Annotated in this window: 21 protein-coding genes, 2 rRNA genes and 1 pseudogene; 17 read left to right on the top strand and 7 right to left on the bottom strand. The window is 37.0% G+C overall.

Annotated features, from left to right (window positions below; genetic code table 11):
• The first annotated feature begins 80 nt into the window (after positions 1-80).
• Together B1NLA3E_RS11650 and rrf are read left to right on the top strand one after the other, a co-directional pair.
• A 23S ribosomal RNA gene (locus tag B1NLA3E_RS11650) occupies positions 81-3,017 on the top strand.
• 74 nt (positions 3,018-3,091) lie between these two features.
• Positions 3,092-3,208 (top strand): 5S ribosomal RNA (gene rrf / locus B1NLA3E_RS11645).
• 471 nt (positions 3,209-3,679) lie between these two features.
• Here rrf and B1NLA3E_RS11640 read toward each other — a convergent pair.
• Positions 3,680-3,871 (bottom strand): YbxH family protein, encoded by a 192-nt coding sequence (locus B1NLA3E_RS11640; RefSeq protein ID WP_015594036.1) that lies wholly within the window; start codon positions 3,869-3,871, stop codon positions 3,680-3,682.
• A 77-nt stretch (positions 3,872-3,948) separates the two neighbouring features.
• Positions 3,949-4,101 carry a hypothetical protein gene (locus tag B1NLA3E_RS25310; protein ID WP_187292099.1) on the bottom strand — a complete coding sequence of 51 codons (153 nt, stop codon included), beginning with the start codon at positions 4,099-4,101 and terminating at the stop codon, positions 3,949-3,951.
• A gap of 124 nt (positions 4,102-4,225) precedes the next feature.
• Between B1NLA3E_RS25310 and B1NLA3E_RS11635 the strand changes: the two genes are divergently transcribed.
• The 7 genes and pseudogenes from B1NLA3E_RS11635 (at position 4,226) to B1NLA3E_RS11605 (ending at position 9,616) form a co-directional block, all read left to right on the top strand.
• Positions 4,226-5,107, top strand: a complete 882-nt coding sequence (locus tag B1NLA3E_RS11635; RefSeq protein ID WP_015594035.1) for a proline iminopeptidase-family hydrolase — start codon at positions 4,226-4,228, stop codon at positions 5,105-5,107.
• Positions 5,108-5,170: 63 nt separating this feature from the next.
• Positions 5,171-5,311 (top strand): annotated as a pseudogene (locus B1NLA3E_RS11630) (transposase); the annotation flags it as partial.
• A gap of 355 nt (positions 5,312-5,666) precedes the next feature.
• On the top strand, positions 5,667-5,939 hold the full coding sequence (locus B1NLA3E_RS11625; protein ID WP_041580481.1) for a zinc metallopeptidase: 273 nt from the start codon (positions 5,667-5,669) through the stop codon (positions 5,937-5,939).
• 132 nt (positions 5,940-6,071) lie between these two features.
• Positions 6,072-6,956, top strand: coding sequence for a DMT family transporter (locus B1NLA3E_RS11620; protein ID WP_015594033.1), 885 nt, complete (start codon positions 6,072-6,074; stop codon positions 6,954-6,956).
• A gap of 21 nt (positions 6,957-6,977) precedes the next feature.
• On the top strand, positions 6,978-7,910 hold the full coding sequence (locus B1NLA3E_RS11615) for a D-2-hydroxyacid dehydrogenase (RefSeq protein WP_015594032.1): 933 nt from the start codon (positions 6,978-6,980) through the stop codon (positions 7,908-7,910).
• 405 nt (positions 7,911-8,315) lie between these two features.
• Positions 8,316-8,879, top strand: a complete 564-nt coding sequence (locus B1NLA3E_RS11610; protein ID WP_015594031.1) for a DUF2062 domain-containing protein — start codon at positions 8,316-8,318, stop codon at positions 8,877-8,879.
• Between the two features lie 545 nt (positions 8,880-9,424).
• A complete protein-coding gene (locus tag B1NLA3E_RS11605; RefSeq protein WP_041580480.1) occupies positions 9,425-9,616 on the top strand; it encodes a Spo0E family sporulation regulatory protein-aspartic acid phosphatase in 192 nt (63 codons plus the stop codon).
• A 2-nt stretch (positions 9,617-9,618) separates the two neighbouring features.
• Here B1NLA3E_RS11605 and pabB read toward each other — a convergent pair whose 3' ends face one another.
• Positions 9,619-11,391, bottom strand: coding sequence for an aminodeoxychorismate synthase component I (gene pabB / locus B1NLA3E_RS11600; protein WP_015594030.1), 1,773 nt, complete (start codon positions 11,389-11,391; stop codon positions 9,619-9,621).
• 257 nt (positions 11,392-11,648) lie between these two features.
• Here pabB and B1NLA3E_RS11595 point away from each other — a divergent pair, with 257 nt between their 5' ends.
• From B1NLA3E_RS11595 to B1NLA3E_RS11580, 4 genes are all read left to right on the top strand, one after another.
• A complete protein-coding gene (locus B1NLA3E_RS11595) occupies positions 11,649-12,176 on the top strand; it encodes a glycosyltransferase (protein ID WP_236619567.1) in 528 nt (175 codons plus the stop codon).
• Between the two features lie 271 nt (positions 12,177-12,447).
• Positions 12,448-13,143 (top strand): VIT1/CCC1 transporter family protein, encoded by a 696-nt coding sequence (locus B1NLA3E_RS11590; RefSeq protein ID WP_015594028.1) that lies wholly within the window; start codon positions 12,448-12,450, stop codon positions 13,141-13,143.
• A 267-nt stretch (positions 13,144-13,410) separates the two neighbouring features.
• A complete protein-coding gene (locus tag B1NLA3E_RS11585; protein ID WP_015594027.1) occupies positions 13,411-14,316 on the top strand; it encodes an acyl-ACP desaturase in 906 nt (301 codons plus the stop codon).
• Positions 14,317-14,675: 359 nt separating this feature from the next.
• On the top strand, positions 14,676-15,224 hold the full coding sequence (locus B1NLA3E_RS11580; RefSeq protein WP_015594026.1) for a cysteine hydrolase family protein: 549 nt from the start codon (positions 14,676-14,678) through the stop codon (positions 15,222-15,224).
• Positions 15,225-15,280: 56 nt separating this feature from the next.
• Here the strand turns inward: B1NLA3E_RS11580 and B1NLA3E_RS11575 are convergent, their stop codons facing one another.
• On the bottom strand, positions 15,281-15,502 hold the full coding sequence (locus B1NLA3E_RS11575; protein WP_041580479.1) for a hypothetical protein: 222 nt from the start codon (positions 15,500-15,502) through the stop codon (positions 15,281-15,283).
• Positions 15,503-15,818: 316 nt separating this feature from the next.
• On the opposite strand from B1NLA3E_RS11575, the gene B1NLA3E_RS11570 reads away from it, so the two are divergent.
• Positions 15,819-16,610 carry an HAD family hydrolase gene (locus B1NLA3E_RS11570; protein WP_015594024.1) on the top strand — a complete coding sequence of 264 codons (792 nt, stop codon included), beginning with the start codon at positions 15,819-15,821 and terminating at the stop codon, positions 16,608-16,610.
• Positions 16,611-16,832: 222 nt separating this feature from the next.
• Here B1NLA3E_RS11570 and B1NLA3E_RS11565 read toward each other — a convergent pair whose 3' ends face one another.
• Positions 16,833-18,071, bottom strand: coding sequence for a DHH family phosphoesterase (locus B1NLA3E_RS11565; RefSeq protein WP_015594023.1), 1,239 nt, complete (start codon positions 18,069-18,071; stop codon positions 16,833-16,835).
• Between the two features lie 249 nt (positions 18,072-18,320).
• Between B1NLA3E_RS11565 and B1NLA3E_RS11560 the strand changes: the two genes are divergently transcribed.
• Both B1NLA3E_RS11560 and B1NLA3E_RS11555 read left to right on the top strand, forming a co-directional pair.
• Positions 18,321-19,367, top strand: a complete 1,047-nt coding sequence (locus B1NLA3E_RS11560; protein WP_015594022.1) for an aldose epimerase family protein — start codon at positions 18,321-18,323, stop codon at positions 19,365-19,367.
• 180 nt (positions 19,368-19,547) lie between these two features.
• Entirely contained in the window at positions 19,548-19,886 is a 339-nt protein-coding gene (locus tag B1NLA3E_RS11555) for a hypothetical protein (protein WP_041580478.1), read from the top strand.
• Between the two features lie 88 nt (positions 19,887-19,974).
• On the opposite strand, the gene B1NLA3E_RS11550 is transcribed toward B1NLA3E_RS11555, so the two are convergent.
• Positions 19,975-20,799, bottom strand: a complete 825-nt coding sequence (locus B1NLA3E_RS11550) for a helix-turn-helix domain-containing protein (RefSeq protein ID WP_015594020.1) — start codon at positions 20,797-20,799, stop codon at positions 19,975-19,977.
• A 387-nt stretch (positions 20,800-21,186) separates the two neighbouring features.
• Positions 21,187-22,113 carry an aldo/keto reductase gene (locus B1NLA3E_RS11545; RefSeq protein WP_015594019.1) on the bottom strand — a complete coding sequence of 309 codons (927 nt, stop codon included), beginning with the start codon at positions 22,111-22,113 and terminating at the stop codon, positions 21,187-21,189.
• Between the two features lie 360 nt (positions 22,114-22,473).
• Between B1NLA3E_RS11545 and pepF the strand changes: the two genes are divergently transcribed.
• A complete protein-coding gene (gene pepF, locus B1NLA3E_RS11540; protein ID WP_015594018.1) occupies positions 22,474-24,261 on the top strand; it encodes an oligoendopeptidase F in 1,788 nt (595 codons plus the stop codon).
• Positions 24,262-24,271 lie beyond the last annotated feature (10 nt).

Below are 24,271 nucleotides of genomic sequence, written 5' to 3'. Positions count from 1 at the left end.
ATCGTAAGAAGAAGAATTGTAAGACCGAGAAACACCACATTAGTTTTTTTCTCTCTTATATAATAAGAGATTAACCTTTAGGTTAAGTTAGAAAGGGCGCACGGTGGATGCCTTGGCACTAGGAGCCGATGAAGGACGGTACTAACACCGATATGCTTCGGGGAGCTGTAAGTAAGCTTTGATCCGGAGATTTCCGAATGGGGAAACCCACTGCTCGTAATGGAGTAGTATCTTTACCTGAATACATAGGGTATTGAAGGCAGACCCGGGGAACTGAAACATCTAAGTACCCGGAGGAAGAGAAAGCAAATGCGATTCCCTGAGTAGCGGCGAGCGAAACGGGAAATAGCCCAAACCAAGAGGCTTGCCTCTTGGGGTTGTAGGACACTCAACATGGAGTTACAAAGGAACGGGGTAAATGAAGAGGTCTGGAAAGGCCCGTCAAAGAAGGTAAAAACCCTGTAGTTGAAACTTCGTTCCCTCCTGAGTGGATCCTGAGTACGGCCGGACACGAGAAATCCGGTCGGAAGCAGGGAGGACCATCTCCCAAGGCTAAATACTACCTAGTGACCGATAGTGAACCAGTACCGTGAGGGAAAGGTGAAAAGCACCCCGGAAGGGGAGTGAAATAGATCCTGAAACCGTGTGCCTACAAGTAGTCAAAGCCCGTTAATGGGTGATGGCGTGCCTTTTGTAGAATGAACCGGCGAGTTACGATTACATGCAAGGTTAAGTTGATAAGACGGAGCCGCAGCGAAAGCGAGTCTGAATAGGGCGAATGAGTATGTGGTTGTAGACCCGAAACCAGGTGATCTACCCATGTCCAGGGTGAAGGTAGGGTAACACCTACTGGAGGCCCGAACCCACGCACGTTGAAAAGTGCGGGGATGAGGTGTGGGTAGCGGAGAAATTCCAATCGAACTTGGAGATAGCTGGTTCTCTCCGAAATAGCTTTAGGGCTAGCCTCACGTTGTAAGAGTCTTGGAGGTAGAGCACTGTTTGGACTAGGGGCCCTCATCGGGTTACCGAATTCAGACAAACTCCGAATGCCAAAGACTTATCCGTGGGAGTCAGACTGCGAGTGATAAGATCCGTAGTCAAAAGGGAAACAGCCCAGACCACCAGCTAAGGTCCCAAAGTATACGTTAAGTGGAAAAGGATGTGGAGTTGCTTAGACAACCAGGATGTTGGCTCAGAAGCAGCCACCATTTAAAGAGTGCGTAATAGCTCACTGGTCGAGTGACTCTGCGCCGAAAATGTACCGGGGCTAAACGTATCACCGAAGCTGTGGATTGACATCTTAGATGTCAGTGGTAGGAGAGCGTTCTAAGGGCGTTGAAGCTAGACCGTAAGGACTGGTGGAGCGCTTAGAAGTGAGAATGCCGGTATGAGTAGCGAAAGATGGGTGAGAATCCCATCCACCGAATGCCTAAGGTTTCCTGAGGAAGGCTCGTCCGCTCAGGGTTAGTCGGGACCTAAGCCGAGGCCGAAAGGCGTAGGCGATGGACAACAGGTTGATATTCCTGTACCACCTCTTTATCGTTTGAGCAATGGGGGGACGCAGAAGGATAGGGTAAGCGCGCTGTTGGATATGCGCGTCTAAGCAGTTAGGCTGGTAGCGAGGAAAATCCCGTTACCGTGAAGGCTAAGCTGTGATAGCGAGGGAAATATAGTACCGAAGTTCCTGATTTCACACTGCCTAGAAAAGCCTCTAGCGAGATAAAAGGTGCCCGTACCGCAAACCGACACAGGTAGGCGAGGAGAGAATCCTAAGGTGAGCGAGAGAACTCTCGTTAAGGAACTCGGCAAAATGACCCCGTAACTTCGGGAGAAGGGGTGCTCTTTAGGGTGAATAGCCTTGAAGAGCCGCAGTGAATAGGCCCAGGCGACTGTTTAGCAAAAACACAGGTCTCTGCAAAGCCGCAAGGCGAAGTATAGGGGCTGACGCCTGCCCGGTGCTGGAAGGTTAAGGGGAGAGGTTAGCCGCAAGGCGAAGCTTTGAACCGAAGCCCCAGTAAACGGCGGCCGTAACTATAACGGTCCTAAGGTAGCGAAATTCCTTGTCGGGTAAGTTCCGACCCGCACGAAAGGCGTAACGATCTGGGCACTGTCTCAACGAGAGACTCGGTGAAATTATAGTACCTGTGAAGATGCAGGTTACCCGCGACAGGACGGAAAGACCCCGTGGAGCTTTACTGTAGCCTGATATTGAATTTTGGTACAGCTTGTACAGGATAGGTAGGAGCCGTAGAAGCCGGAGCGCTAGCTTCGGTGGAGGCATTGGTGGGATACTACCCTGGCTGTATTGAAATTCTAACCCATACCCCTGATCGGGGTAGGAGACAGTGTCAGGTGGGCAGTTTGACTGGGGCGGTCGCCTCCTAAAGAGTAACGGAGGCGCCCAAAGGTTCCCTCAGAATGGTTGGAAATCATTCGTAGAGTGTAAAGGCACAAGGGAGCTTGACTGCGAGACCTACAAGTCGAGCAGGGACGAAAGTCGGGCTTAGTGATCCGGTGGTTCCGCATGGAAGGGCCATCGCTCAACGGATAAAAGCTACCCCGGGGATAACAGGCTTATCTCCCCCAAGAGTCCACATCGACGGGGAGGTTTGGCACCTCGATGTCGGCTCATCGCATCCTGGGGCTGTAGTCGGTCCCAAGGGTTGGGCTGTTCGCCCATTAAAGCGGTACGCGAGCTGGGTTCAGAACGTCGTGAGACAGTTCGGTCCCTATCCGTCGTGGGCGCAGGAAATTTGAGAGGAGCTGTCCTTAGTACGAGAGGACCGGGATGGACGCACCGCTGGTGTACCAGTTGTCTTGCCAAAGGCATAGCTGGGTAGCTATGTGCGGAAGGGATAAGTGCTGAAAGCATCTAAGCATGAAGCCCCCCTCAAGATGAGATTTCCCATAGCGCAAGCTAGTAAGATCCCTGAAAGATGATCAGGTTGATAGGTCAGAGGTGGAAGCGCGGTGACGTGTGGAGCTGACTGATACTAATCGATCGAGGACTTAACCAAAAACGGTGTTATTGGTTTTACAACTTCTTCTGCATTATCTAGTTTTGAGGGAATGAAAATTCCTAATTAAATAGTCTGGTGGCGATAGCGAGAAGGTCACACCCGTTCCCATACCGAACACGGAAGTTAAGCTTCTCAGCGCCGATGGTAGTTGGGGGATCTCCCCCTGTGAGAGTAGGACGTTGCCGGGCACATGAAGAACAACTCATTGGGTTGTTCTTTTTTGTATATATAAAAATGTCCGAAGGAACAATAAAGGACCTGTCATCGCTTTAGGAGGATGGAGCAGAAGGTATCGAGATGGGGACACGAGGTTCATTGCCACATGGGAATGTGTACATGCGGACACCAATGCCGCTATTAATGCATAAAGGAATGTTTTTGATAGCTTAACGGACACTAGAGTCTTTATTCGTTAGTAAGCAGGCATGATCCAGTGGTTTTTATGAAAATAAGGTATCCTGTGTCCTGTAAATCTAAAAAATGGGTAATTTCATGAAAATAAAGTCTTCTGTGTCCGTTTGGGATTAGCAGACGAATGGTAAGAGGATTAGGACGATAAAAGAAACATTTAATAAGTTTGGCTACCCAAAGACAAACATGGAAGTTAAGCTTCGGGCCCGATGGTAGCATGGTATTTTATTTTTTAACCAAATATAAAATTAAATTTCATGTTGTTCGCAATATTCATCAATGAGTTGCTCAATTTGATCAAGCTCCGGATATTTTCCAGAAAAAGAAAACTTCACTTCTTCAACAAATTCTCCTTTGATATAAACGTGAATCGCTCCATTTTGCCTAATTACACTATATTCTGGTTCAAATCTATACCCATTTCGTTCTATAGCACCCATTTAAAAACCACATCTTCTCTTCTAAATTTAACTACTTACTTACAAGTCAGTGTTTTTAACACCCTAGATTTTAAAATCTAGGGTGTTTCTGATGTATTGTAACTTTTACTTTCTGAAAGTCCTTTGTGTTCATAAGCGATTAGAGTACATCCTAATTCATTTTCAAATTGTTTCAATTTTTCCATCTGAGAGCTCTTTAAATTTGCCACTTTAAAATCAACTGTTTTCAAGAAATTCGCCTCCTACATCATAGTATGAACATCCTTTAACAAAAATATTTTTTAAAAAAGTTTACCCATATTTACTTATTCTAAAATAAATTTCATAATAGCATTAAATGCTAGGGGGGATTTTATGAATGATGAAGGCTATGTCCAAGTAAAGAATGGAAAGGTTTGGTACCAAGTATTTAATAAAACTGCGGGTGGTACGCCAGTGATTATTTTGCACGGTGGGCCCGGTTCTTCATCTTATTCACTACAAGGCCTTAAAGCTCTCGGAGAGAACCGGCCAGTTATTCTTTATGATCAGTTGGGATGTGGTAGATCGGATAGACCAACCGATAGGTCTTTATGGAAAATAGAAAGGTTTGTTGAGGAACTAGCACAGGTTAGAAAAGAATTAAACCTAAGTGAAGTACATATTCTTGGTCATTCTTGGGGGACTACGCTAGCAGCTGCTTATTGTTTAACAAAACCGAGTGGCATAAAGAGCGTAATTTTTTCTAGTCCATGTCTTAGTGCACCATTATGGGGACATGATCAGAAAAGAAACCTCAAAAAGCTTCCAAAAAATATCCAAGATATAATTAAAAGATGTGAAGAAACTGGAACAACCAATTCTGCAGAATATAAAGCTGCAACAGATGTATTTAATAAAAATTTTGTTTGTAGGTTAAATCCCTATCCTGAATTCTTAAAACGAGGGACACATTACAAAAACCCTCAAGTTTACAATATTATGTGGGGTCCATCTGAATTCACTGTGAAGGGTAATTTAAAAGAATTTGATTGTACAGGTAGATTAGGAGAAATAACATGTCCCACACTTTTTACATGTGGACGTTTTGATGAAGCTACTCCAGAGACAACAAAATTTTATAGTAGTTTAACGCCACATTCTGAATTTTATATTTTTGAGAAAAGTGCTCATATGCCATATATCGAAGAAGCTGAGGAGTATATACATATAGTTGGTAGCTTCCTAACATCCGTTGACTCTTTGGATAGGTTATAGTTAACTGGACAGAAATATTAAGGTCAAGTAGACTACAGATACTATTACTTAGGAGAATCTATTATGGCCAAAAGAGAGCGAAGAAAGTTCACAGAAGAATTCAAGAATCAGATGGTTCAGCTTTATTTGAACGGCAAGTCTAGACAAGAAATTATTCGTGAATATGACTTGACCCCTTCATCACTGGATAAGTGGGTGGGTCAAATGATTGTTCTAAATTTGTACCATTCAAGAAATTATTTAATCATCACTAGCTGATGATTAAATAATTTCTTCTTTGATCCACTAAGAGGTGGATTAATTTTCCCACTCAATATTAGGTAAACAGTCATTCCTAACTTCTTTTGTAAGATCCTAACAATATTATTTATAAAATGTCACCTACGCCCATTACTGGAAATTTAGGGAAGGAAGGAGAATGACACCATATTTTATTTTAATATTTACTGTAGTTTCTTACTTTTGAATAGGTTAGCTGCAATAGCCATTGCTAAAGTAATAAAAAATACAGGAACCTCCACAATCTCTGGCGATGATATCGCACTAAGAGTTTTTAGAAATGAAGCATGTTGAGGGGGTTAAAATTAGAAGATTGGATATTACTGGTGAAGATTTATATGATCCAATAGCACAAGTCATTCAGTTAGGAAAGAATGTATATGGCTGTAAAACCATTTACTCTTTAGCTGTAGGCTGTCACGAGGTGTGTCATGCAATGGATTTTCAATATCTTAGGTTTTTATCTGCACCGATAACTATAATAACAAAGTTTGTGTTTATCCCGTTATTTCTCCTCTCTTTGGTTTTTCAATCTTTACCAAATTATCACTAGTAAAAAAAGCTTAGTTCCGGAAGTAAAACTTAATAAAAAGGGCTATATAATGATGTAATTACGGCGAAAGAGTATGATAAAATATTATAATTTAAAAATAACATCAATGATTATCTCCAAGGAGGAACAGAGGTGAGAGGACAAGCTAAATTAATTACAGCTATGCTAATTTTTGGAAGCATTGGTGTATTCGTTAAGAATATTAATCTATCTTCAAGTGAAATTGCCCTTTTAAGAGGTGTTATTGGAAGTATATTCTTATTTTGTGCAAGTTTTTTTGTTAAGAAGAAGATTTCTTTTAAGGCAGTAAAAGAAAATATTGTTCTATTAATCCTATCTGGTGCAGCGATTGGATTTAATTGGATTTTTCTATTTGAGGCATACGGATACACTACGATTGCCAATGCAACAGTAAGCTATTACTTTGCACCAATCTTTGTCGTTGTCTTTGCCCCGCTCGTACTTAAAGAAAAACTGACACAGGTGAAAGTTGGAAGTATTATTGTAGCAATGATAGGTTTATTTTTAGTTGTTAACAATGGCGGGAGCGTTTCGAATGGTTCATACAATCATAGAGTTGGTATCCTGTATGGCTTATTAGCTGCAGGACTATATGCAAGTGTCATTTTAATGAATAAATTCATTAGAAATCTTTCTGGATATGAAACGACTCTAATTCAGTTAATGATGGCTTCTTTTGTACTGTTTCCATATGTGTATATAAAGGGACATATGGACTTATCAGGTCTCGATCCTAAAACGATGATGCTAATCCTGATTCTCGGTATCATTCATACAGGTATGGCGTATTTCTTATATTTTGGGGCTATTAAGGAGTTAAAAGGTCAAACGATTGCAGTTTTAAGTTATATTGACCCCATTTCAGCAGTCATTATCGCTGCCATTTTTTTACGAGAGAATATGAATGGTATTCAAATTGTTGGCGGGGTACTTATACTAACATCCACCTTTTTGAGCGAAAAACTTGGAAATGAACAGCTTGAAAGGGAATATTAATCATATTTAGAGGGTGGAAAAATGAATATAAACAATATATTAATGGTCAGTCCAATCTTTAATGAACTCCAAACTTTAATTGAAAAAGAGGATATAAATAAGAATTTCCGCTATCTACCTGAAGAAAAGATGACAGAGGAAGATTTAGTATGGGCAGATGCATTGGTTTGTTTTAACTTGAAATCAGATATTAATTATGATCAGGTGAAATGGGTTCATTCCCTAGGTGCGGGTGTTGATCGTTTATTATATAGGAAAGCTTGGAACAACGATGTTGTATTAACCAGGACAATTTGTTCTTTTGGACAAAGGATTGCTGAGTTTTGTTTAAGCTATCTGCTAAAAGATTTACAATTTCACGACGAATTTCATGAATTAAAGCTTCAAAAAAAATGGTCCCCAATTACTCCCAGGTTATTGAATGAACAAAAGGTGTTAATCTTTGGAACAGGGGAGATTGGTCAAACGACTGCCAAAATTTTTTCCGGATTAGGTATGGAAGTTTATGGCGTTTCTTTAAGTGGAAAAAGAAAAGAATATTTTCAGGAGGTCTTCCAAGTTAATTCACATTTTTCACGACTTGGTGATATGAATTTTATTATTAATACTTTGCCGTTAACGGAACAAACATCTAATTTAATTAATGAAGAAATTTTCCGACATTTATCAAATGTGGGATTTATCAATGTTGGCAGAGGTGCATCATTGGATGAACAAGCATTACTTGAGGCCTTAAATCAAGATTACATCCGCTTTGCTGTTCTTGATGTATTTACACAAGAGCCACTTCCTGAGGAAAACCCTTTGTGGAATCACCCAAAAGTACATATAACTCCTCATATTTCTGCGGTTACTACACCTGACGAGGGAGTTGCCTGTTTCATTGAAACACTGGAAAACATCGAAAAAGACCTACCTCTTCGAAATTTGGTTGATGTAAAGAATGGTTATTAAGCTTTAATGGGTAGCGTTATGTCAATATAGAGTAGCCTAAACAAAGTGCCATCCAATGCAAAACTCTACTTTGGATGGTGTTCTCGTTCATTTTCCCCAGTTTGAATTTACCTCCTATTCTAGAATTTTCCTCTCTCATAATGGAAGAGGCATTTTAGTGACAATTTATCTATAAATTCGGTTTCAATTGTCACAATGTTACTTATTATTGAAAATTCTTTTTGTGTTTTGTCGACATCACCTGTTATATTATAGGTAAACATATTTATTATGATAAAAAAAACGCACGCTAAAAGTTGAATATTATGAAAAATCATTCAGCATGTTTAAGCTTTGAAATTATAAACGAATTGTTATTTTTAAAAAGAAACATCTTCAGATTTGTGTCTATATGGGGGTAAAATAATGAGTCTAAAACAAAAAAAATATAATTTTTTTCAACGGATTGGACGGGCTTTTAAGTTGAATTTTATTAAGCTTTTTCGTTCACCTGGAGGAGCAAAAAAAGTATCAATGGGGTTTGCAATTGGTTTTGGGTTAGAAATGTTAGTAATATCATCAGCTTCGCTAATTTATATATTGTTTGTACCAATCGTCCGCTTTGCAAAAGGCTCTTTTCCCGCTGCTATTATTGGAAATGTCATTGGGAAAATATCTTTTCTTCCAGTAATCCTTTTACCTTTTGCTCGAAAACTTGGGAAAATTATTTATCCCATGAAAATAAAAATCGGGCACAGGACTCCATTTTCATTTCAAAATATGATCCATGGTGATTTTAAAGGCTTAATCAATGTCCTTCATGGAGGAATCCATCTTTTGATTGGCATGACCGTAATTGGAATTATTCTTGGGGTTTGTTCGTATTTTATCGTTCATTATTTTTACGAAAAAGAAAAAACAAAACGATTAACAAGAATTCGCGATAAACAAGGAATTAGTAAGAATAATTTAAATAAAAGTTTTATATAATTTTTAACTGTTCTGTTTGCTGCCTTTGTAGTTACCAGTATGCTTTAACAAGTTTTTTTATATGAAATATGGAAAGGAAAGTAATCGATTTTTGATTACTCTCCTATTTGATATGACGAAGATTTAATTATTATAAAGCGCCAGTCACCATCCAAAAAATTTGGAAGGTGACTGGCGCTTTAAATTAATTTTAAGGTGTTGATGGATTAGAGCGCTAAAGTTTTTTGTAATTTTAAAATATTTTTACTTCAAACAAGAAGTTATTTTAACATAACTTAATTCCGACCGTTAATATTTGTGTTAAAATCAAATGTTTTTATTATCAAAAGGTCAGAGTAGATAATGGTATCAACTGTTAGTATCGTAATATCATTTAGAACTTTTTATAATATTTTTACTATTTAATTTGGCGTTCACATAAACAAATGTCTATGCTACCATCAGAAATATAGTGAATTACTTGATATCTACTCCAAATTATTTTGAGGACATTAGCACAAGTAATCTAGCTTTTCAAAAATCATAGTTAAAAGGTGGGTCATAATATGATGTTAGGAAGAGAAACTATTCAAACTGAAAACATGAGCCTTTTAGTAGAAATAAGAAGTCTTAAAGAAAATTTACGTGAATTATACCTTCAAACTGGACCAGGAAATTCAAACTATATTTCGCTTTCCATAAAGCTAGATGTTCTGATAAATGAATATATTGAAGGGCAATTAGTGGAATTAACTTAGACCTAAGCCTTTCGAAATAACGATATTAAATCAACTTCTAGCCACTTCCGCACACTATTGATAAACCAAACTTTGTTGCAATTTTTTAAATCATTGACTGTTAATGTTTTTTCAAGGATTTCTCCATTTTTTATTAACAGTTCACGAAATGTGCCCGCTAACAAGCCGCTATTAACAGGGGGTGTCCAGTGGATACCATCTATTTCCAAGACGATGTTTCCATTTGTAAATTCGGTGAGTTCTTCATCTTCGTTCCAGAGGAGAACATCGAAAACATCAGCGGGCTTTTTCATTTGAAATCCTGAGTAGATTTTTCTATTTGTTGTTTTGTGGTATAGGAAAGGATTGTTCTTTTTTACCGGTTCCTCAGCGACCATTACTTTAATAGGTACCCCGGTAGGTTGAGTTATTAACTGCGTCTCTGTTGTGATTTCCCCATTTTTAGATAAAAGAAAACGAACTTTTAACAGTCCCTTGTTATTTTGACTAGCAAAATAGTTCAATGTGTTAACAACATTAGCTAATTGAAATGAAAATCCAAAGTATAATGCAGAGTTTTTAAGCCGGTTAAGGTGCTCTTCTAACAAGAAGTAATGGCCATTATCTAACAAAATGCTCTCGAGTAATTGAAACTCTGGCCGATCCTCCTCAAGTAAACTTGCTTTGGTAATGATTTCATCATATTCATCCTCAGTTGTAGAATCCCAAGTAATCCCACCACCAACGCCATAAGTTGCTTTTCCAGTCTGTTGATCAATCACAACTGTTCTGATTGGAACATTAAAAATAGCTTTCTTATTTGGTGTAATAAAACCAATGGCACCACAATAAACGTCACGAGATGTGGTTTCTAAATCAGCAATAATTTTCATCGTGCTGACCTTTGGTGCACCGGTAATCGAGCCACATGGAAAAAGAGCTTTGAAAATATCAACGAGTAGGATATTTTCTGAAACCTTTGCTGTTATAGTGGAGGTCATTTGATGTACGGTAGGGTACTGTTCTATTTCAAACAGCTTTGGTACTTGAACAGTTCCAGGTTTAGCAATCATGTTTAAATCATTCCGTAACAAGTCGACAATCATGATATTTTCTGCACGATTCTTTTCCGAATGAAAGAGCCAACTGGAGTTAGCCTGATCCTTTGAAAATGAATTTCCTCGTTTTGTTGTGCCTTTCATCGGCCTAGTTGTGATTGTGTGATTTTCTAAGTGAAAAAAAAGTTCAGGCGATGCAGACAATATGCTATGTACTCCCGTATTTAGATAGGCACAATAACTTGAGGTTTGAGCTCTTTTTAGTTTTTCAAAAAAAGCCAGGTCATCACCTTCGAATTGAGAGTTTAGGCTAATCGTATAGTTTGTCTGGTATGTATCGCCACTTTCAATTAATTGCTTAATAGCTAATATCGAAGAATGGTATTCATCCTTTTTTATCGAAGGTTTCCATTCCGTAACATTAAAATGTCCCGAGCTGCTGACTGATTGAAGTTCTGGCTTCGAAAAGATGCCGAACCATAATAACGGGAATGAATGTCCTTTTTTAACTTTAAATGCAGGATCAAAGGCAGGGGCACATTCATATGATAAATATCCCGCAGCATAATAACCAGCGTCAATTGCTTCTTGTATATGTTGGAAGCATAATAGTATATCTTCGATGGTATCAGTCGTTATGACCTTAATGGGATTTCTAAAAGTATATGGCTTGATTTCTCCAGTTTCGGAAGCGAATTCAAAAGATAATAGTGGTTCTTGTGTTACTGTTGTTTTCATGTCTATGTTCCTTTACAATCATGATTTTTGATAATATTTTGTTGATTGCTGTCCTAACTTCAATGTCCAATTAAATTGCTTAGTGATATTTGTTATATTAACACTAGATTCAATTATAGATGGAGAGATGAAGGCCGTGAAGAAATAAAACTTCACAACAATCAAGATATTTAACTAATTATTCAATAAATAAAGGATCCCATTAACATAATACCCATACTAAACCTGGAAAACAATATGTAAAGTTGTAAACAACAATGAGAAAACAGGTCATTTCAATCATGTTAATTTTTATGTTTGCTTTAATGAACACTCCGTTTATTGCAGAAGCAGAGGGTAGAACACCTGCGAAGGCAGCATGCTTAAATGAGAAAGTAATTAAATTAAAATATGGAATGCAAGAGCTTTGGATTGAACATGCGTGGTGGACAAGAAGTTATATCGTTAGCAATTTGGCTGGACTTGAAGACCAAAATAATGTATTAGAAAGGCTTTTACAAAATCAGGTGGATATTGGAAATATCATTAAACCTTATTATGAGGAAAAAGCTGGCAATAAGTTAACTTCCCTTTTAAAAGAACATATCTTACTTGCAGGAAAAATAATCGATGCTGCAAAAAAAGGGAGTCAAGCTGCTGTTGATCAATATAATAAGCTATGGCTTCGAAATGCTGATGAAATAGTTGCTTTTTTAACGAGCGCTAATCCACATTGCTCAAAACAAATGCTTACTGATATGTTTTATACCCATTTGAAATTGACTACGAGGTTGAACACAGACTAAAAAAGGAATGGAAAGAGGATATAATCACAGCCGACCATAATGAAACTCATCTGATCCATATGGGAGATATGTTAACTGATGGAATTGTAAAGCAGTTTCCTAACCAGTTTAAATAATCTTTGGGTTAACTTGTGCAGGGGCCATCCTATTTTGGGATAGCCCCTTATTTGTTTTCACTTGGATTGTTTAAAAAATGGTATCATGATTATTAGTTAGAATTCAGTTAATTGATTGGTTGGAGAGCCGGAATAAATATACAGGAGGGAAAATAATGAATAAGCATGAACACGAGGAAAAGCATTTCATGAATTCAGACCTCGTCCATGATATTGTAATAGGAATGTCTGATGGATTGACGGTTCCGTTTGCGTTAGCTGCGGGCTTGTCAGGCGCAGTTGATTCCACAGCTTTAGTTTTGACAGCTGGGGGAGCAGAAATTGCGGCAGGGTCGATTGCAATGGGTCTTGGTGGATACTTGGCGGGTAAGACGGATGCTGAGCATTACCAAACAGAATGGGAAAGGGAACAAAGAGAAATAATTGAGGTCCCTGAAAAAGAAGAGGAAGAAGTAGCTGAAGTGTTTCGTGGCTATGGTCTAGAAGAGAAGCAAATACAATCTATTACCGAGACTATGAAAAAAAACCCAGAACAATGGGTGGACTTTATGATGAGATTTGAACTTGGTTTAGAAAAACCGGAAAATGGTAGGGCAAGAAAGAGTGCATTAACTATAGCTATTTCCTATATTGTAGGTGGTATCGTACCTTTATTCCCATACATAATCATTTCTAATCCAACTTCAGCCTTAAAACTATCCGTTATTTTAACATTAATAGCTCTGATGATTTTTGGATATATAAAAGGGAGATTTACTGGAACCGCTCCGTGGAAAAATGCCATACAAACAACGATAGTGGGTGGATTGGCTGCCGCTGTTGCATTTTGGATTGCAAGATTACTTTCTTAACATAGGTTTGATAAAACTGTATAAAAAAGTGTGCTGTGCTCCATCTGAATATTGGATGGGGTCTTTTCCTATTTCGTTATATAATGGACGATTGAAGCTTTATAAAAAGTAAATAATGTTTAAAAATGGCTTAAAAATGCAACAATTTGAAGTAAGAATATATAATGAAACACTCTAGAAAGAGACAACCATCGATTTTTAAAGTAAAATGAATTTATCTAAATAATATTAATACATTATTAATAGTAAAATCTCAGGAGGTAAACATTGTTAACTAATCATTTAGATTTTAGACTTGAACCAAAATTAACGGAACTATATGAGGAACACAAGAAAAGAGCAGAAAAAATAGATTGGGGCTATCATGATTTCTTGCCCTGGGACAAAGCTCAGGATTTTCGAAGGGTACCATGGGATCCAAATCAGGTTACACTTCCACAAGGGATAGTTACTGCTGTCGAGACCGCTCTTTTGACAGAAGTTAATCTACCATGGTTTACATCCCACCTTGACCAGACCTTTAAAGGATCACTTTCTGTCATTAAAGATTTTGTTCACACATGGACAGCAGAAGAGGACCAACATTCGAATCTTTTGGAAACCTATTTGTTAATTACCAGAAACGCCGATCCTAAACGCCTTCGTCAGTTGCACAAACAAACAGTAGAAGGGGGCTGGCAACCGGGTTTCCACACACCATTTGAAACAATGGTCTATACGTCTCTACAAGAATTGGCAACGATGGTATTTTATAATAATGTAGCAAAAGTAGCTGGAGAACATGATAAAGAGTTGGCAACTCTCCTTAGAAGATTGGCAAAAGATGAAACTCTCCATTACGCTTTTTACCGTGATATCATCAAATATCATTTGGAACTAGAACCAAATTATTGTTACTATCTTGGATATGTTATTAAGAACTTCCAAATGCCAGGTACAGTTATGCCCGATTTTGAGGACCGTATGTCGATTATCGCAAAAGAAGCCAATTATGGACCGATGGAATATTTCGATCAAGTATTGGATGTAATTGTTGATTATTGGGATTTGGAAAAACTTCGGCCAATTGCTCCTGAGGCAGAAAAAGCACGTGTGGATATTCTTACTTATCGAGCAAGACTAAAACGCGTCAGAGATCGTTTTTACGCATCAAAAAGGAATTCAAGCAATTAGATCCCAACTTAATTTCTGGCTATAAATTGAACAAGGCCCTATCCGAGATGGGGCTTGTTTTCTATAAGTTGGTCAAAATAAGTAAAAAAAAAGAGCCTGAACTGCCCACGCTCCTTGAAAAAATATATAGTACCAGCCCCACCTACGCTGAATACCTTGATGACCACGTGTGTCATCCCGCCTATAATCATTATAAATGCAAACGCTTACATCTTTCAATACTTATTTGGTTAATTCAGTAAAAAGGGACAAAAGACCCACTAAATAATTGGAATAATAACCAGTCTTATAAGGATAATATCAGTTGATAAGGTTAGAAAAAGCATCTAATATATTTACTTAAGGAGGTGGGATGTTTTATGACGAAAGCATTGATAAATATTGATTACACAGTTGATTTTGTTGCAGATAATGGATCTTTGACATGCGGAAAACCTGGCCAGCAAATAGAAAAGGCGATTACGAAAATAACAAATGAGTTTATTAAAAATAATGATTTTGTCGTTTTCGCAATTGATGTTCATCATAAAAAGGATATTTATCACCCTGAAACAAAATTGTTCCCGCCCCACAACATCATAGGTACCAAGGGACGACAATTATATGGGGCTTTAAACACAATTTTTCAAAATCATCGGTTGGATGAAAATGTTTATTGGATCGATAAAACGCGTTATTCAGCATTTGTTGGAACGGATTTAGAACTGAAATTAAGAGAACGCGGGATTAACGAGATTCATTTAGTTGGAGTTTGTACGGATATTTGTATATTACATACAGCTGTCGATGCTTATAATAAAGGCTTCAAAATGGTTATACACCAAGACGCTGTAGCGAGTTTTAATGCAGCTGGACATGATTGGGCGTTGCAACACTTTGCCCAATCACTTGGAGCTATCGTTATTTGATTAACAGATAGATTCGAATTGATAAACCCAGAGAGACTGAACACAATTAGTTTCAGTTACTCTGGGTGGGCATTTACCCAATCTTTTACTTCATAAATGCCGACAATATCCTTTTTTGCCATTTCAAATACCTCAACGGATTCATCGCTTGAAACAGAAAATATATAATGAGTCGGTGTTTCAGTGAGAACCCGAAAGGAATCTAGTTTACCATCCTGAATTTCAATCATATAAATTTTTCCTGCTAAAACCGCTTTAGTATTTGCTAAATTTTTCATCAGTAACCAACCCCTTGAATTTTCTATACCAATATAGTATATCAAATCCATCTTTCTCTAACACAGAAAAAATTTGGTGGGAAGAGACCAAGTTGAGTGGTGATGACTAACTAACGTTTAATGATAAGGTAATCGAACCATTAGTTTATCATAATAGTATTATGTTAACTAATGGTTTTATTTAAAAAACCTTCTTTTTATAAACAATGTAATTTATTTCTTTTCTCCTTTTATATCAAATGTTAAAATATCTAATATCGCATTAGTTTTTTCAATTTTAAAAAAGATAAATAAATAGATAAAAGTGGGGAACAAAATGATTAAAGCTGTATTTTTTGATTTAGATGATACACTTCTTTGGGATCAAAAAAGTATAAAGGATGCCTTTGAAGCAACTTGTAAAATAGCTGAAGAGCGCTATGGATTTAATCCCGAACAATTTGAAGAAGCGGTAAGGGAAGCTGCAAGAACTTTATATTCTTCATATGAAACCTATCCTTTTACTCAAATGATTGGGATTAATCCGTTTGAAGGATTATGGGGTAATTTTTTGGATGATCAAGATGATTTTAAGAAAATGAAAGAAATTGCACCAATGTATCGAAAAGATGCTTGGACAACTGGTCTAAAGTCTATGGGGGTGGATGACCCTGACTTTGGATATGAATTAGCAGAACGCTTCCCACAAGAACGCCGGAAGGTACCGTTTGTGTATGAAGAGACTTTTAATACGTTAGATAAATTGAAAGGGAATTACCAGCTTCTACTTTTGACAAATGGATCACCAGATTTACAAAAAACGAAACTAGAGATTACACCAGAACTTGTTCCTTATTTTGATCAAATTGTCATATCTGGTGATTTTGGAAGAGGCAAGCCTGATCCTTCTATTTTTGAACATGCATTATCACTAATGTCATTGAAAAAAGAAGAGGTCATCATGGTCGGAGATAATTTAATGACGGATGTTCTTGGCGCTAATCGGGCCGGAATCAAAACGGTATGGATTAACCGCCATAATAAGGATCGAAATGAAGTGATCCCAACATATGAAATTAAACATTTAGAGGAGCTTTTTCCTATTTTAGCTGAGTTAGCGGAGAAGTAAGAAAAAATGAATAGCCAAAGTGCCAATTTCCATTCACAATTTAGATGGTAATTGGCACTTTTTTGTTTAATTATCAGGCTGTGTTAAATTAGAATGTTAACCTCCGCTCCCCAGGCGCTCGTGCACCTAAGGGCGGTCCGGGAGCCTTCTCAGAGCGCACGACTTCCGTTTCAATCAGTATTGTGTAACAAATCAACAATGAGCACTAACATAGTCTATTTTTTAAATAGCTTCAATAACATCTTTAATGATTTTTCCGTAGTTCTTTTTTACCTTTTCCACTGGTATTGAAAGTGATGTGGAAAGTTGGAGAAGTGAATCATTATCAAAACGAAGCCATGAGTTGGACTGACGTTTAATATAATTTTCTGCACTCTCATATGAATCAAAAGTTTGTTCTAATTTTTTATTATTTTGAATCACTTCGTAGTTCTCGTTAGATAAAGGCAGAATATATGAAATTTCTCCCCGACTGTTTTCATAACAAGTACCATATGAGGCACCTTTAACATTTAGTTCATTCCTATCAGGGTCTGGTTTTATTGGAGATAGCTGAAATACATTGACAACAAATTTTTCAAACAGTGTTTGTGATAATTCACATCCAGATGCTTTTGGATGTCCGCCACCACCAAATCGCGACGCAAATTCGGAAACATCCACATGATCGTGGATTGTCCTGAAGCCCACTTTTTTGCCTCCAGTGTTCAGCATAACAATCATATCCAGATGCGGGTTTAACTTATGTAACTCATTTCCGAGTTCTGATAAATATTGCTCAGCATGGACGATTCCTATGCAATAATCATCGGTTGTAGTTTGGACAATTTGTCTGTTTTTAGAAAAAATATATCGTTTAATTTTCTGATCTTCCACGTCAAGAAGGAGGTTTTCCGTTTCAGTTAATGAAAAAGATTCGGGATTCTCTTGTAACCTTTTTAAGATTTCTTCTTCAAACTGTCGTTTGTCCAAAATATAAAATAAATCATTTAGTCGTTTTGCGGTGACATTATCATTTGCATCCCATTCCCAAGTATCAAATTGGCGAACAAGATCAACAAATTCCTCCAATGCTTTGCTTCCTTGGATTTTATTATTTTCAATCAAGTAATCATAAAATAAAGAAGTCGCGCAAGTTTTTTTGCCTGTGTCATATTCAGGAATGACCATCCCCCATTTGTATTCGTTAAAATGCATGGCGGTGACATGATGGTCAATCATCTGTATATGATGTCCTTCATTAAATCGTTTTTCTAGCTTTTTTTCTACATCTTCATTAACTGCAAGGTCGGTAATATATGTTTCTTTATCGTTAAAATCCGGGTTATCAATAAAATGTTCTACCCGTTGGTTTAAATTCCGGTATGAACAATACGAAACATAAGCTTTTTCTCCAAAGGCAATCTTCGCGATTACTCCACAACCTAGACCATCTAGGTCAATATCTGTAAAAAGTTTCATCGAATCAAAACACCATCCCATTCTTTTTTTCCATAAAGCTTATTTTAAACTAGGCTGTCATTCTTATCCAGCAGTGATTGATAAAATTTGATTATTAATAAAGGAAGTGTACCTTTACAGTATCCTCTTTTTCATTTGAATAAGCAGGTATATACTCATACTAAAGAGCTTAAGGTAGGCTTGAAGGATTTTCTCAAAATATAATTTTCTTACGTATAAAAAAATATTTAAAATGCAAAAGGAGAAGATATGAAAGTTACTAAAGATGTCTTTGGTGAAGTGGATTGTCAAGTTGTTAAGTCGTATCAAGTGAGAACCGACAATGGAATGGAATTCACTTGTATTGACTATGGTTGCACGATTACAAAGATTGTGGTTCCTGATAAAAACGGTATAAAGGAAAACGTCGTTTTAGGTTTTGATACAATTGAAGAGTACCTAAATTTTTCAGCATATTTTGGTTCTGTCATTGGTCGGATTAGTGGAAGAATTAAAAATGCGGTGTTTACCTTAAACGGGGAAACATTTAAATTAGCAGAAAACGATAATGGAAATAATCTTCATGGGGGACCTCATGGCTTTAATCAAGTTATTTGGAATTCATCAATTGAAGAAAAAAAGGATGTAGTGAACATAACCTTTACCTATACAAGCCTTGATGGTGAAGAAGGGTTCCCAGGCACGTTAAAGGTTAAAGTGAGATATACAATAAAAAATGACAATGAAATCATCATTTCTTATCAAGCTATTTCTGATAAAAAAACAATTGTTAACTTAACGAATCATTCGTATTTTAATTTAAGTGGAGATCTTAAAAGAAACATATTAACACATGAAGTAACATTAAAAAGTGATAGTTATTTAGAGCTTGATGATCAACTTTTGCCAACCGGAACATTTCTTCCTGTTGAAAATACTGTGTTCGATTTTAGAAATGGTCAGCAGGTATTACAAGGAGTCAATTCTGGACATCCCCAAACAAAAATAGTGGGTAATGGGTTTGATCATCCTTTTCTATTAAACACGAATAACGACCAAGAAATTTCACTAGTTGATCATGAAAGTGGGCGGAAACTTGTCATTGAAACAGATCAGCCATGTGTGGTTTTCTATTCTGGAAATGCACTTAATAATAAATTCAAAATAAGAGGGGTTCAATCTGTCCAACATTTAGGTTTGTGTTTAGAGACGCAAATACCACCTAACATGATTGATCATCCTAATTTTCTATCGGCCATTTTGGAAGCAAACGAACTTTATTCAACTAAGACTAAATATGCTTTTGGAATAGTCTAACTTTTATGGACCGATTGGGTATTAGTGTTTTACATATAATTAAAAGGCTCTTTTCTAAAAGCTCTTTTCGTAAATTTTGTTGCTTTCTGAACTTATGTGTTCCCACTTAGCCGCTATTTGGGACATTGATGCCCAAAATTTCGAGGCGACTGGAAAAATGGGAACGAAAGAACCGTGTTGATGCCCAAAATTCGAGGCGACTGGAAAAATGGGAACGAAAGAGCCGTATTGATGCCCAAAATTCGAGGCGACTGGAAAAACGGGAACGAAAGAGCCGTATTGATGCCCAAAATTCGGGGCGACTGGAAAAACGGGAACGAAAGAACCGCATTTATGCCCAAAATCCGAGGATTCCTAGGTAAAAAAATTAAATTTGTTCAAAAAACAACAATCTTTGTGAAAACAGCCTTTCTAAAAGATTGTTGTTTTTTAATAGGTTTTTTTGAAAGAAAACAGTTTAAAAAGAAGTTGATTGGAGCGGAAGGTGCTCGACTCATGCGGGAGCAGCGGGACAGGTGAGACCCCGCAGGCGTAACACGCCGAGGAGGCTCACCGCCCGCCCCGCGGAAAGCGAGCACCTGGAGCGGAAATCAACCACACTTCTCTTTTAAAGACTATGGCTTAATATTTTCTTGTATTCTTTAGGTGTAAGTTGAATAAATTTCTTGAATTCCTTAATAAAGTGCGCTTGATCATAATATCCATTTTCATAAATGACATCGTATAGTTCAGATTTATCCTTTACTAAAACCATATCTAAGGAATTCTGAAATTTAACAACTTGGCAAAATTGTTTTGGAGAAAACCCAATATATTCTTCAAACTTTCTGCGAATATATTGCTGAGAATATCCAATAGAAGTGGATAAATCACAAATATTCAATTGACCCCGTGAAGCATAAATTTGATGTATGGCAAATTCGACCATATTTTGATCTTTCCCCATTTTAAAGCGGGTGCTAATTAAAAATTGTTCAAACTGTTCGATTCTTTCACAGAAAGATTCGCCCGAAGCAATTCTTTCAATTATGGATTTATTTCCACTCATCACATCAAAAAGCGGAATTTGCTTATCTAGAAGTTCCTCCATAGGGTAATTTACCTTTAAAATACTTTGTTCGGGAAAAAATCGAACACCAAAATATTCGCAGTCTTTTTTAAATTCAGGCTGTTTTCTGCGATGGAGTGGACTGGTCCAAAGAAATGCAGATGGAAAATTCGGATGACAACAAAATAAAATATCAAAGCAGCCATCTGGAATTAGTGAAAGGAACGTAGGAATACTTGTATCTGTTTTGAATTGGTAAAACAAAGCGATATCTTTACTATACCAAGAGAGAATAGGTTTTTGCTCCTTATAGAATTTGGTTTTGTCTTGAATTTCTGGCTGGTTAGGAAAATAGTTTTCTAGTCTATTCTGAGCATTTTTCATTCACTTACCCCTTTGTCATTACTTCGTTAACATGAGAAACAAAATAAATACCATAATATTTTGAATGTTTCATTATTTGGGATTTTATCACTAAATGAGATATAGGGATGTTTCCCTGTTAGATAATCTAACAGGGAAATTTTTATATTGCACGGTAGTCCTTGTTCTGGAAACCTACAAGCTATGGAAGGAACTAGAGGATTTGTATGGAAAACCATGCCAGATGCAGCCAATGATTTGGACGATAGATAATAGGGTTTAGATGAGGAAACCGAAAGAAGGAACACCGTTTAATGGTGCTCCTTCTTTCGGTGAGGTATTAACGCTTTGATTTTATCATTTTGTTCTGACTAGAAAAGGAACCCTAACAAAGTGCCGTTTTTTTTATTAAGGGACAATATTCCCTGCTGCTTTATAAATTAAGTACCATTCTTCTCTTGTTAGGGTGATCTCTGATGCTTTACAGGCATCTTTCAGCCTTTGTGGATTGGTCGTTCCAAGTACAACCTGAATGTTGGCTGGATGACGTGTAATCCAAGCAGTTGCGATAGCAGTATTCGTTACACCATATTTTGCAGCAAGTGTGTCGAGCAACGTGTTCAGTTCTGGAAAATGCACTAAGTCACCGAGAAATGGACCTTCAAAAAACCCTCTTTGGAACGGTGACCACGCTTGTAGAGTGATATCATGGAGACGGCAATATTCCAAGATGCTACTGTCGCGATTGATAGCTTGGTCAATATTCATATTTAAAGCAATCCCTGAATCGATAACAGGTGTATGTACAATACTAAATTGTATTTGATTTATCACAAGTTTTTGTGGAATATATTTTTGCAGCAGTTCAATTTGTAAGGGATTAAAGTTTGAAACTCCAAAATACTTTACTTTTCCACTATTATGAAGTGTTTCAAACGCTTCGGCTACTTCAGCAGGTTCCATTAACGGGTCAGGGCGATGTAGTAGGAGAATGTCAAGATATTCAGTTTTTAGACGTTTCAGAATACCGTTAACTGACTCGAGAATATGTTCTTTAGAAAAATCCAAATAGTTTTCTTTAGAGCGGATGCCACATTTACTTTGGATAATCATTTTTTCTCGGATAGTTGTGTTCATTTGAATTGCCTTAGCAAATAAGGCTTCACATTGCCCAGAATCATAAATATCTGCGTGATCAAAAAAGTTAATTCCTTCATCCATTGCCGTCCTGATTAGTTTTTCAGCCTCTGGAATTGAAAGTTGGGTCAAACGCATATTACCCATGACTAGGTTAGAAACATTTAAATCAGTGTTGGCGATTTTTTGATATTTCATAAATATTATCCTCCTTATTCTTTCATTATTCCGCTTGGATATATATACTTTTCGCTGCATTTATATATTAGCATAATATTTATGTCGTTGTTTAACACGCCCATTTTAAATGGGTAAATTTTATGCTGATAAACATTCCATTAAAATGAACGTTTCTGATTTTGTTATTTTATCAGTTGACTGTGTTAAATTAAAATGTTGATTTCCGCTCCAATCAACATTGTGCAAAAAATCAACAATGAGCATTAACACAGCCTATCAGTTAAAATATTAATTATACTATAATGGACATAAAGTAATATTAAAGCAAAAAGGGAAGTCTTTTTCTCGATAGCTTAAATAAATATAAAGGGGAATCTTATGAAAAATTACCAATCCAGAGAAGAAGTGCCAGTCATTGAAAAATGGAACTTGGAAGATATCTATTCTGATGTGAGTAAGTGGGAAGAGGATCTTGCACAAATTGAAAAGATGGCGGCAAAGCTGAAGGAATATGATGGTGCTATTAAAGATGGTAAAAGTTTGTATCAATATCTTAAACAAAGGGAAGAGTTGTCTTATAAATTTAATCATGTTTATGCTTATAGCATGCTGATGGTGGATCAGGACACCAGGAATACCGCTTCTCAATCCTTGTTGGACAGGACAAAAGGTTTAAGTGTCAAGGTCAGCGCGTCTAACTCCTTTTTTATGCCATATTTATTGAGCTTGGATGAAGAAAACCTAAAAGGATACATTACAGCTGAAGAGGGACTAAAGTATTTTGAAGAGGACTTAATTGATTCTTTTCGTTATAAGAAACACGTTCTAAATAAAGACCAGGAGGGAATCTTATCTCAGTTAGGTGAAGCACTCTCCGCACCAAGTAATACTTATGGAATGATCAACAATGCAGACATTAAGTTCGGGGAAGTTACTAATGAAAACGGTGAAAAGGTTGAGCTTACAAGGGGAATGTATTCAAAGTTAATAGAAGATGAAGACCGCAGAATACGTCGAGAAGCGTACAAGGCTTACTATAAACCCTATTTAGAATCAAAAAATACAATTGCTTCAACTCTTTCAGCAGCAATAAAAAATAATGTTACCTTAGCAAGGATTCGTCAATATCCTTCAGCTTTAGAGAAAGCACTGTTCGGTGATAAAGTCCCTAAAGAGGTTTATGAGAATCTAATTGCCTCTACAAAAGACAATATAACATCACTTCACCTGTACTCCAAAATTCGTAAAGAAAAATTGCAAATAGATGAACTCCACCAATATGACATGAGTGTCCCACTCGTGCAAGGGGTTAAAATGGTAATTTCTTATGAGGAAGCGTTTGATACCATGCTCAAGGGATTAGCTCCACTCGGTGTGGATTACATTAATATTTTAAAAGAGTTTAAAGCAAATAGATATATTGACGTTCGAGAAACTCCTGGGAAGCGCTCAGGGGCATACAATCTAGGTATATACGGCGTGCATCCATACATTCTTTTGAATCACCAGGACGACTTGGACAGTTTATTTACGCTAGTCCATGAGTGTGGTCATGGTGTTCACAGTAGACTAAGCTCACAGCATCAACCTCAAATCACAGCAGGGTATAGTATCTTTGTAGCCGAAGTGGCATCAACGGTCAATGAAGTATTAATGATTAATTATTTGTTAAACAATGAAAAAAACCAGGAAGTCCGTAAGCACCTTCTAAACCATTTTATTGATCAATTTAAAGGCACCTATTTTACTCAGGTGATGTTTGCAGAATTTGAGATGAAAACCCATGAAATGGCTGAACAGGGGATACCACTAAATGTGGAAGTATTCAACCAAACCTATGAAACACTGTTTAGGGAATACAATGGGGATGAAATGGTGTTCGATGATGAAGTAAAATATGGCTGGTCAAGAATTCCACATTTTTATCGACCTTTTTATGTATATAAATATGCAACTGGATTTGCTTCAGCCATTCATTTGGCTACCAAAATCCTTGAAGGAGATAAAAAAACACTCGAATCATATTTGGAATTCTTAAAAAGTGGCAGTTCAGATTATCCACTTGAATTATTAAAAAAGACAGGTGTGGATTTGACTTCGCCAATACCAATTGCCAATTCCCTAAAACGATTTAATGAGTTAGTGGAAGAGTTCGCAAAATTATAAAAATCAATAA

Origin of the sequence: Bacillus sp. 1NLA3E, from assembly GCF_000242895.2 — a bacterium.
GTDB lineage: Bacteria > Bacillota > Bacilli > Bacillales > Cytobacillaceae > Bacillus_BU.
Note: the sequence above shows the minus strand (reverse complement) of the source record. Positions and strands in the feature narration are given on the sequence as shown.

What these genes read in the sequence shown, in the direction of transcription:
- B1NLA3E_RS11555 (WP_041580478.1), top strand. Translation starts at nt 19,548, where the DNA reads ATGCCCAAAATTCGAGGCGACTGGAAAAATGGGAACGAAAGAGCCGTA.
- B1NLA3E_RS11570 (WP_015594024.1), top strand. Translation starts at nt 15,819, where the DNA reads ATGATTAAAGCTGTATTTTTTGATTTAGATGATACACTTCTTTGGGAT.
- B1NLA3E_RS11595 (WP_236619567.1), top strand. Translation starts at nt 11,649, where the DNA reads ATGAGAAAACAGGTCATTTCAATCATGTTAATTTTTATGTTTGCTTTA.
- B1NLA3E_RS11580 (WP_015594026.1), top strand. Translation starts at nt 14,676, where the DNA reads ATGACGAAAGCATTGATAAATATTGATTACACAGTTGATTTTGTTGCA.
- pabB (WP_015594030.1), bottom strand. Translation starts at nt 11,391, where the DNA reads ATGAAAACAACAGTAACACAAGAACCACTATTATCTTTTGAATTCGCT.
- pepF (WP_015594018.1), top strand. Translation starts at nt 22,474, where the DNA reads ATGAAAAATTACCAATCCAGAGAAGAAGTGCCAGTCATTGAAAAATGG.
- B1NLA3E_RS11545 (WP_015594019.1), bottom strand. Translation starts at nt 22,113, where the DNA reads ATGAAATATCAAAAAATCGCCAACACTGATTTAAATGTTTCTAACCTA.
- B1NLA3E_RS11590 (WP_015594028.1), top strand. Translation starts at nt 12,448, where the DNA reads ATGAATAAGCATGAACACGAGGAAAAGCATTTCATGAATTCAGACCTC.
- B1NLA3E_RS11625 (WP_041580481.1), top strand. Translation starts at nt 5,667, where the DNA reads ATGAAGCATGTTGAGGGGGTTAAAATTAGAAGATTGGATATTACTGGT.
- B1NLA3E_RS11615 (WP_015594032.1), top strand. Translation starts at nt 6,978, where the DNA reads ATGAATATAAACAATATATTAATGGTCAGTCCAATCTTTAATGAACTC.
- B1NLA3E_RS11550 (WP_015594020.1), bottom strand. Translation starts at nt 20,799, where the DNA reads ATGAAAAATGCTCAGAATAGACTAGAAAACTATTTTCCTAACCAGCCA.
- B1NLA3E_RS11605 (WP_041580480.1), top strand. Translation starts at nt 9,425, where the DNA reads ATGATGTTAGGAAGAGAAACTATTCAAACTGAAAACATGAGCCTTTTA.
- B1NLA3E_RS11575 (WP_041580479.1), bottom strand. Translation starts at nt 15,502, where the DNA reads ATGAAAAATTTAGCAAATACTAAAGCGGTTTTAGCAGGAAAAATTTAT.
- B1NLA3E_RS11610 (WP_015594031.1), top strand. Translation starts at nt 8,316, where the DNA reads ATGAGTCTAAAACAAAAAAAATATAATTTTTTTCAACGGATTGGACGG.
- B1NLA3E_RS11640 (WP_015594036.1), bottom strand. Translation starts at nt 3,871, where the DNA reads ATGGGTGCTATAGAACGAAATGGGTATAGATTTGAACCAGAATATAGT.
- B1NLA3E_RS11565 (WP_015594023.1), bottom strand. Translation starts at nt 18,071, where the DNA reads ATGAAACTTTTTACAGATATTGACCTAGATGGTCTAGGTTGTGGAGTA.
- B1NLA3E_RS11560 (WP_015594022.1), top strand. Translation starts at nt 18,321, where the DNA reads ATGAAAGTTACTAAAGATGTCTTTGGTGAAGTGGATTGTCAAGTTGTT.
- B1NLA3E_RS11635 (WP_015594035.1), top strand. Translation starts at nt 4,226, where the DNA reads ATGAATGATGAAGGCTATGTCCAAGTAAAGAATGGAAAGGTTTGGTAC.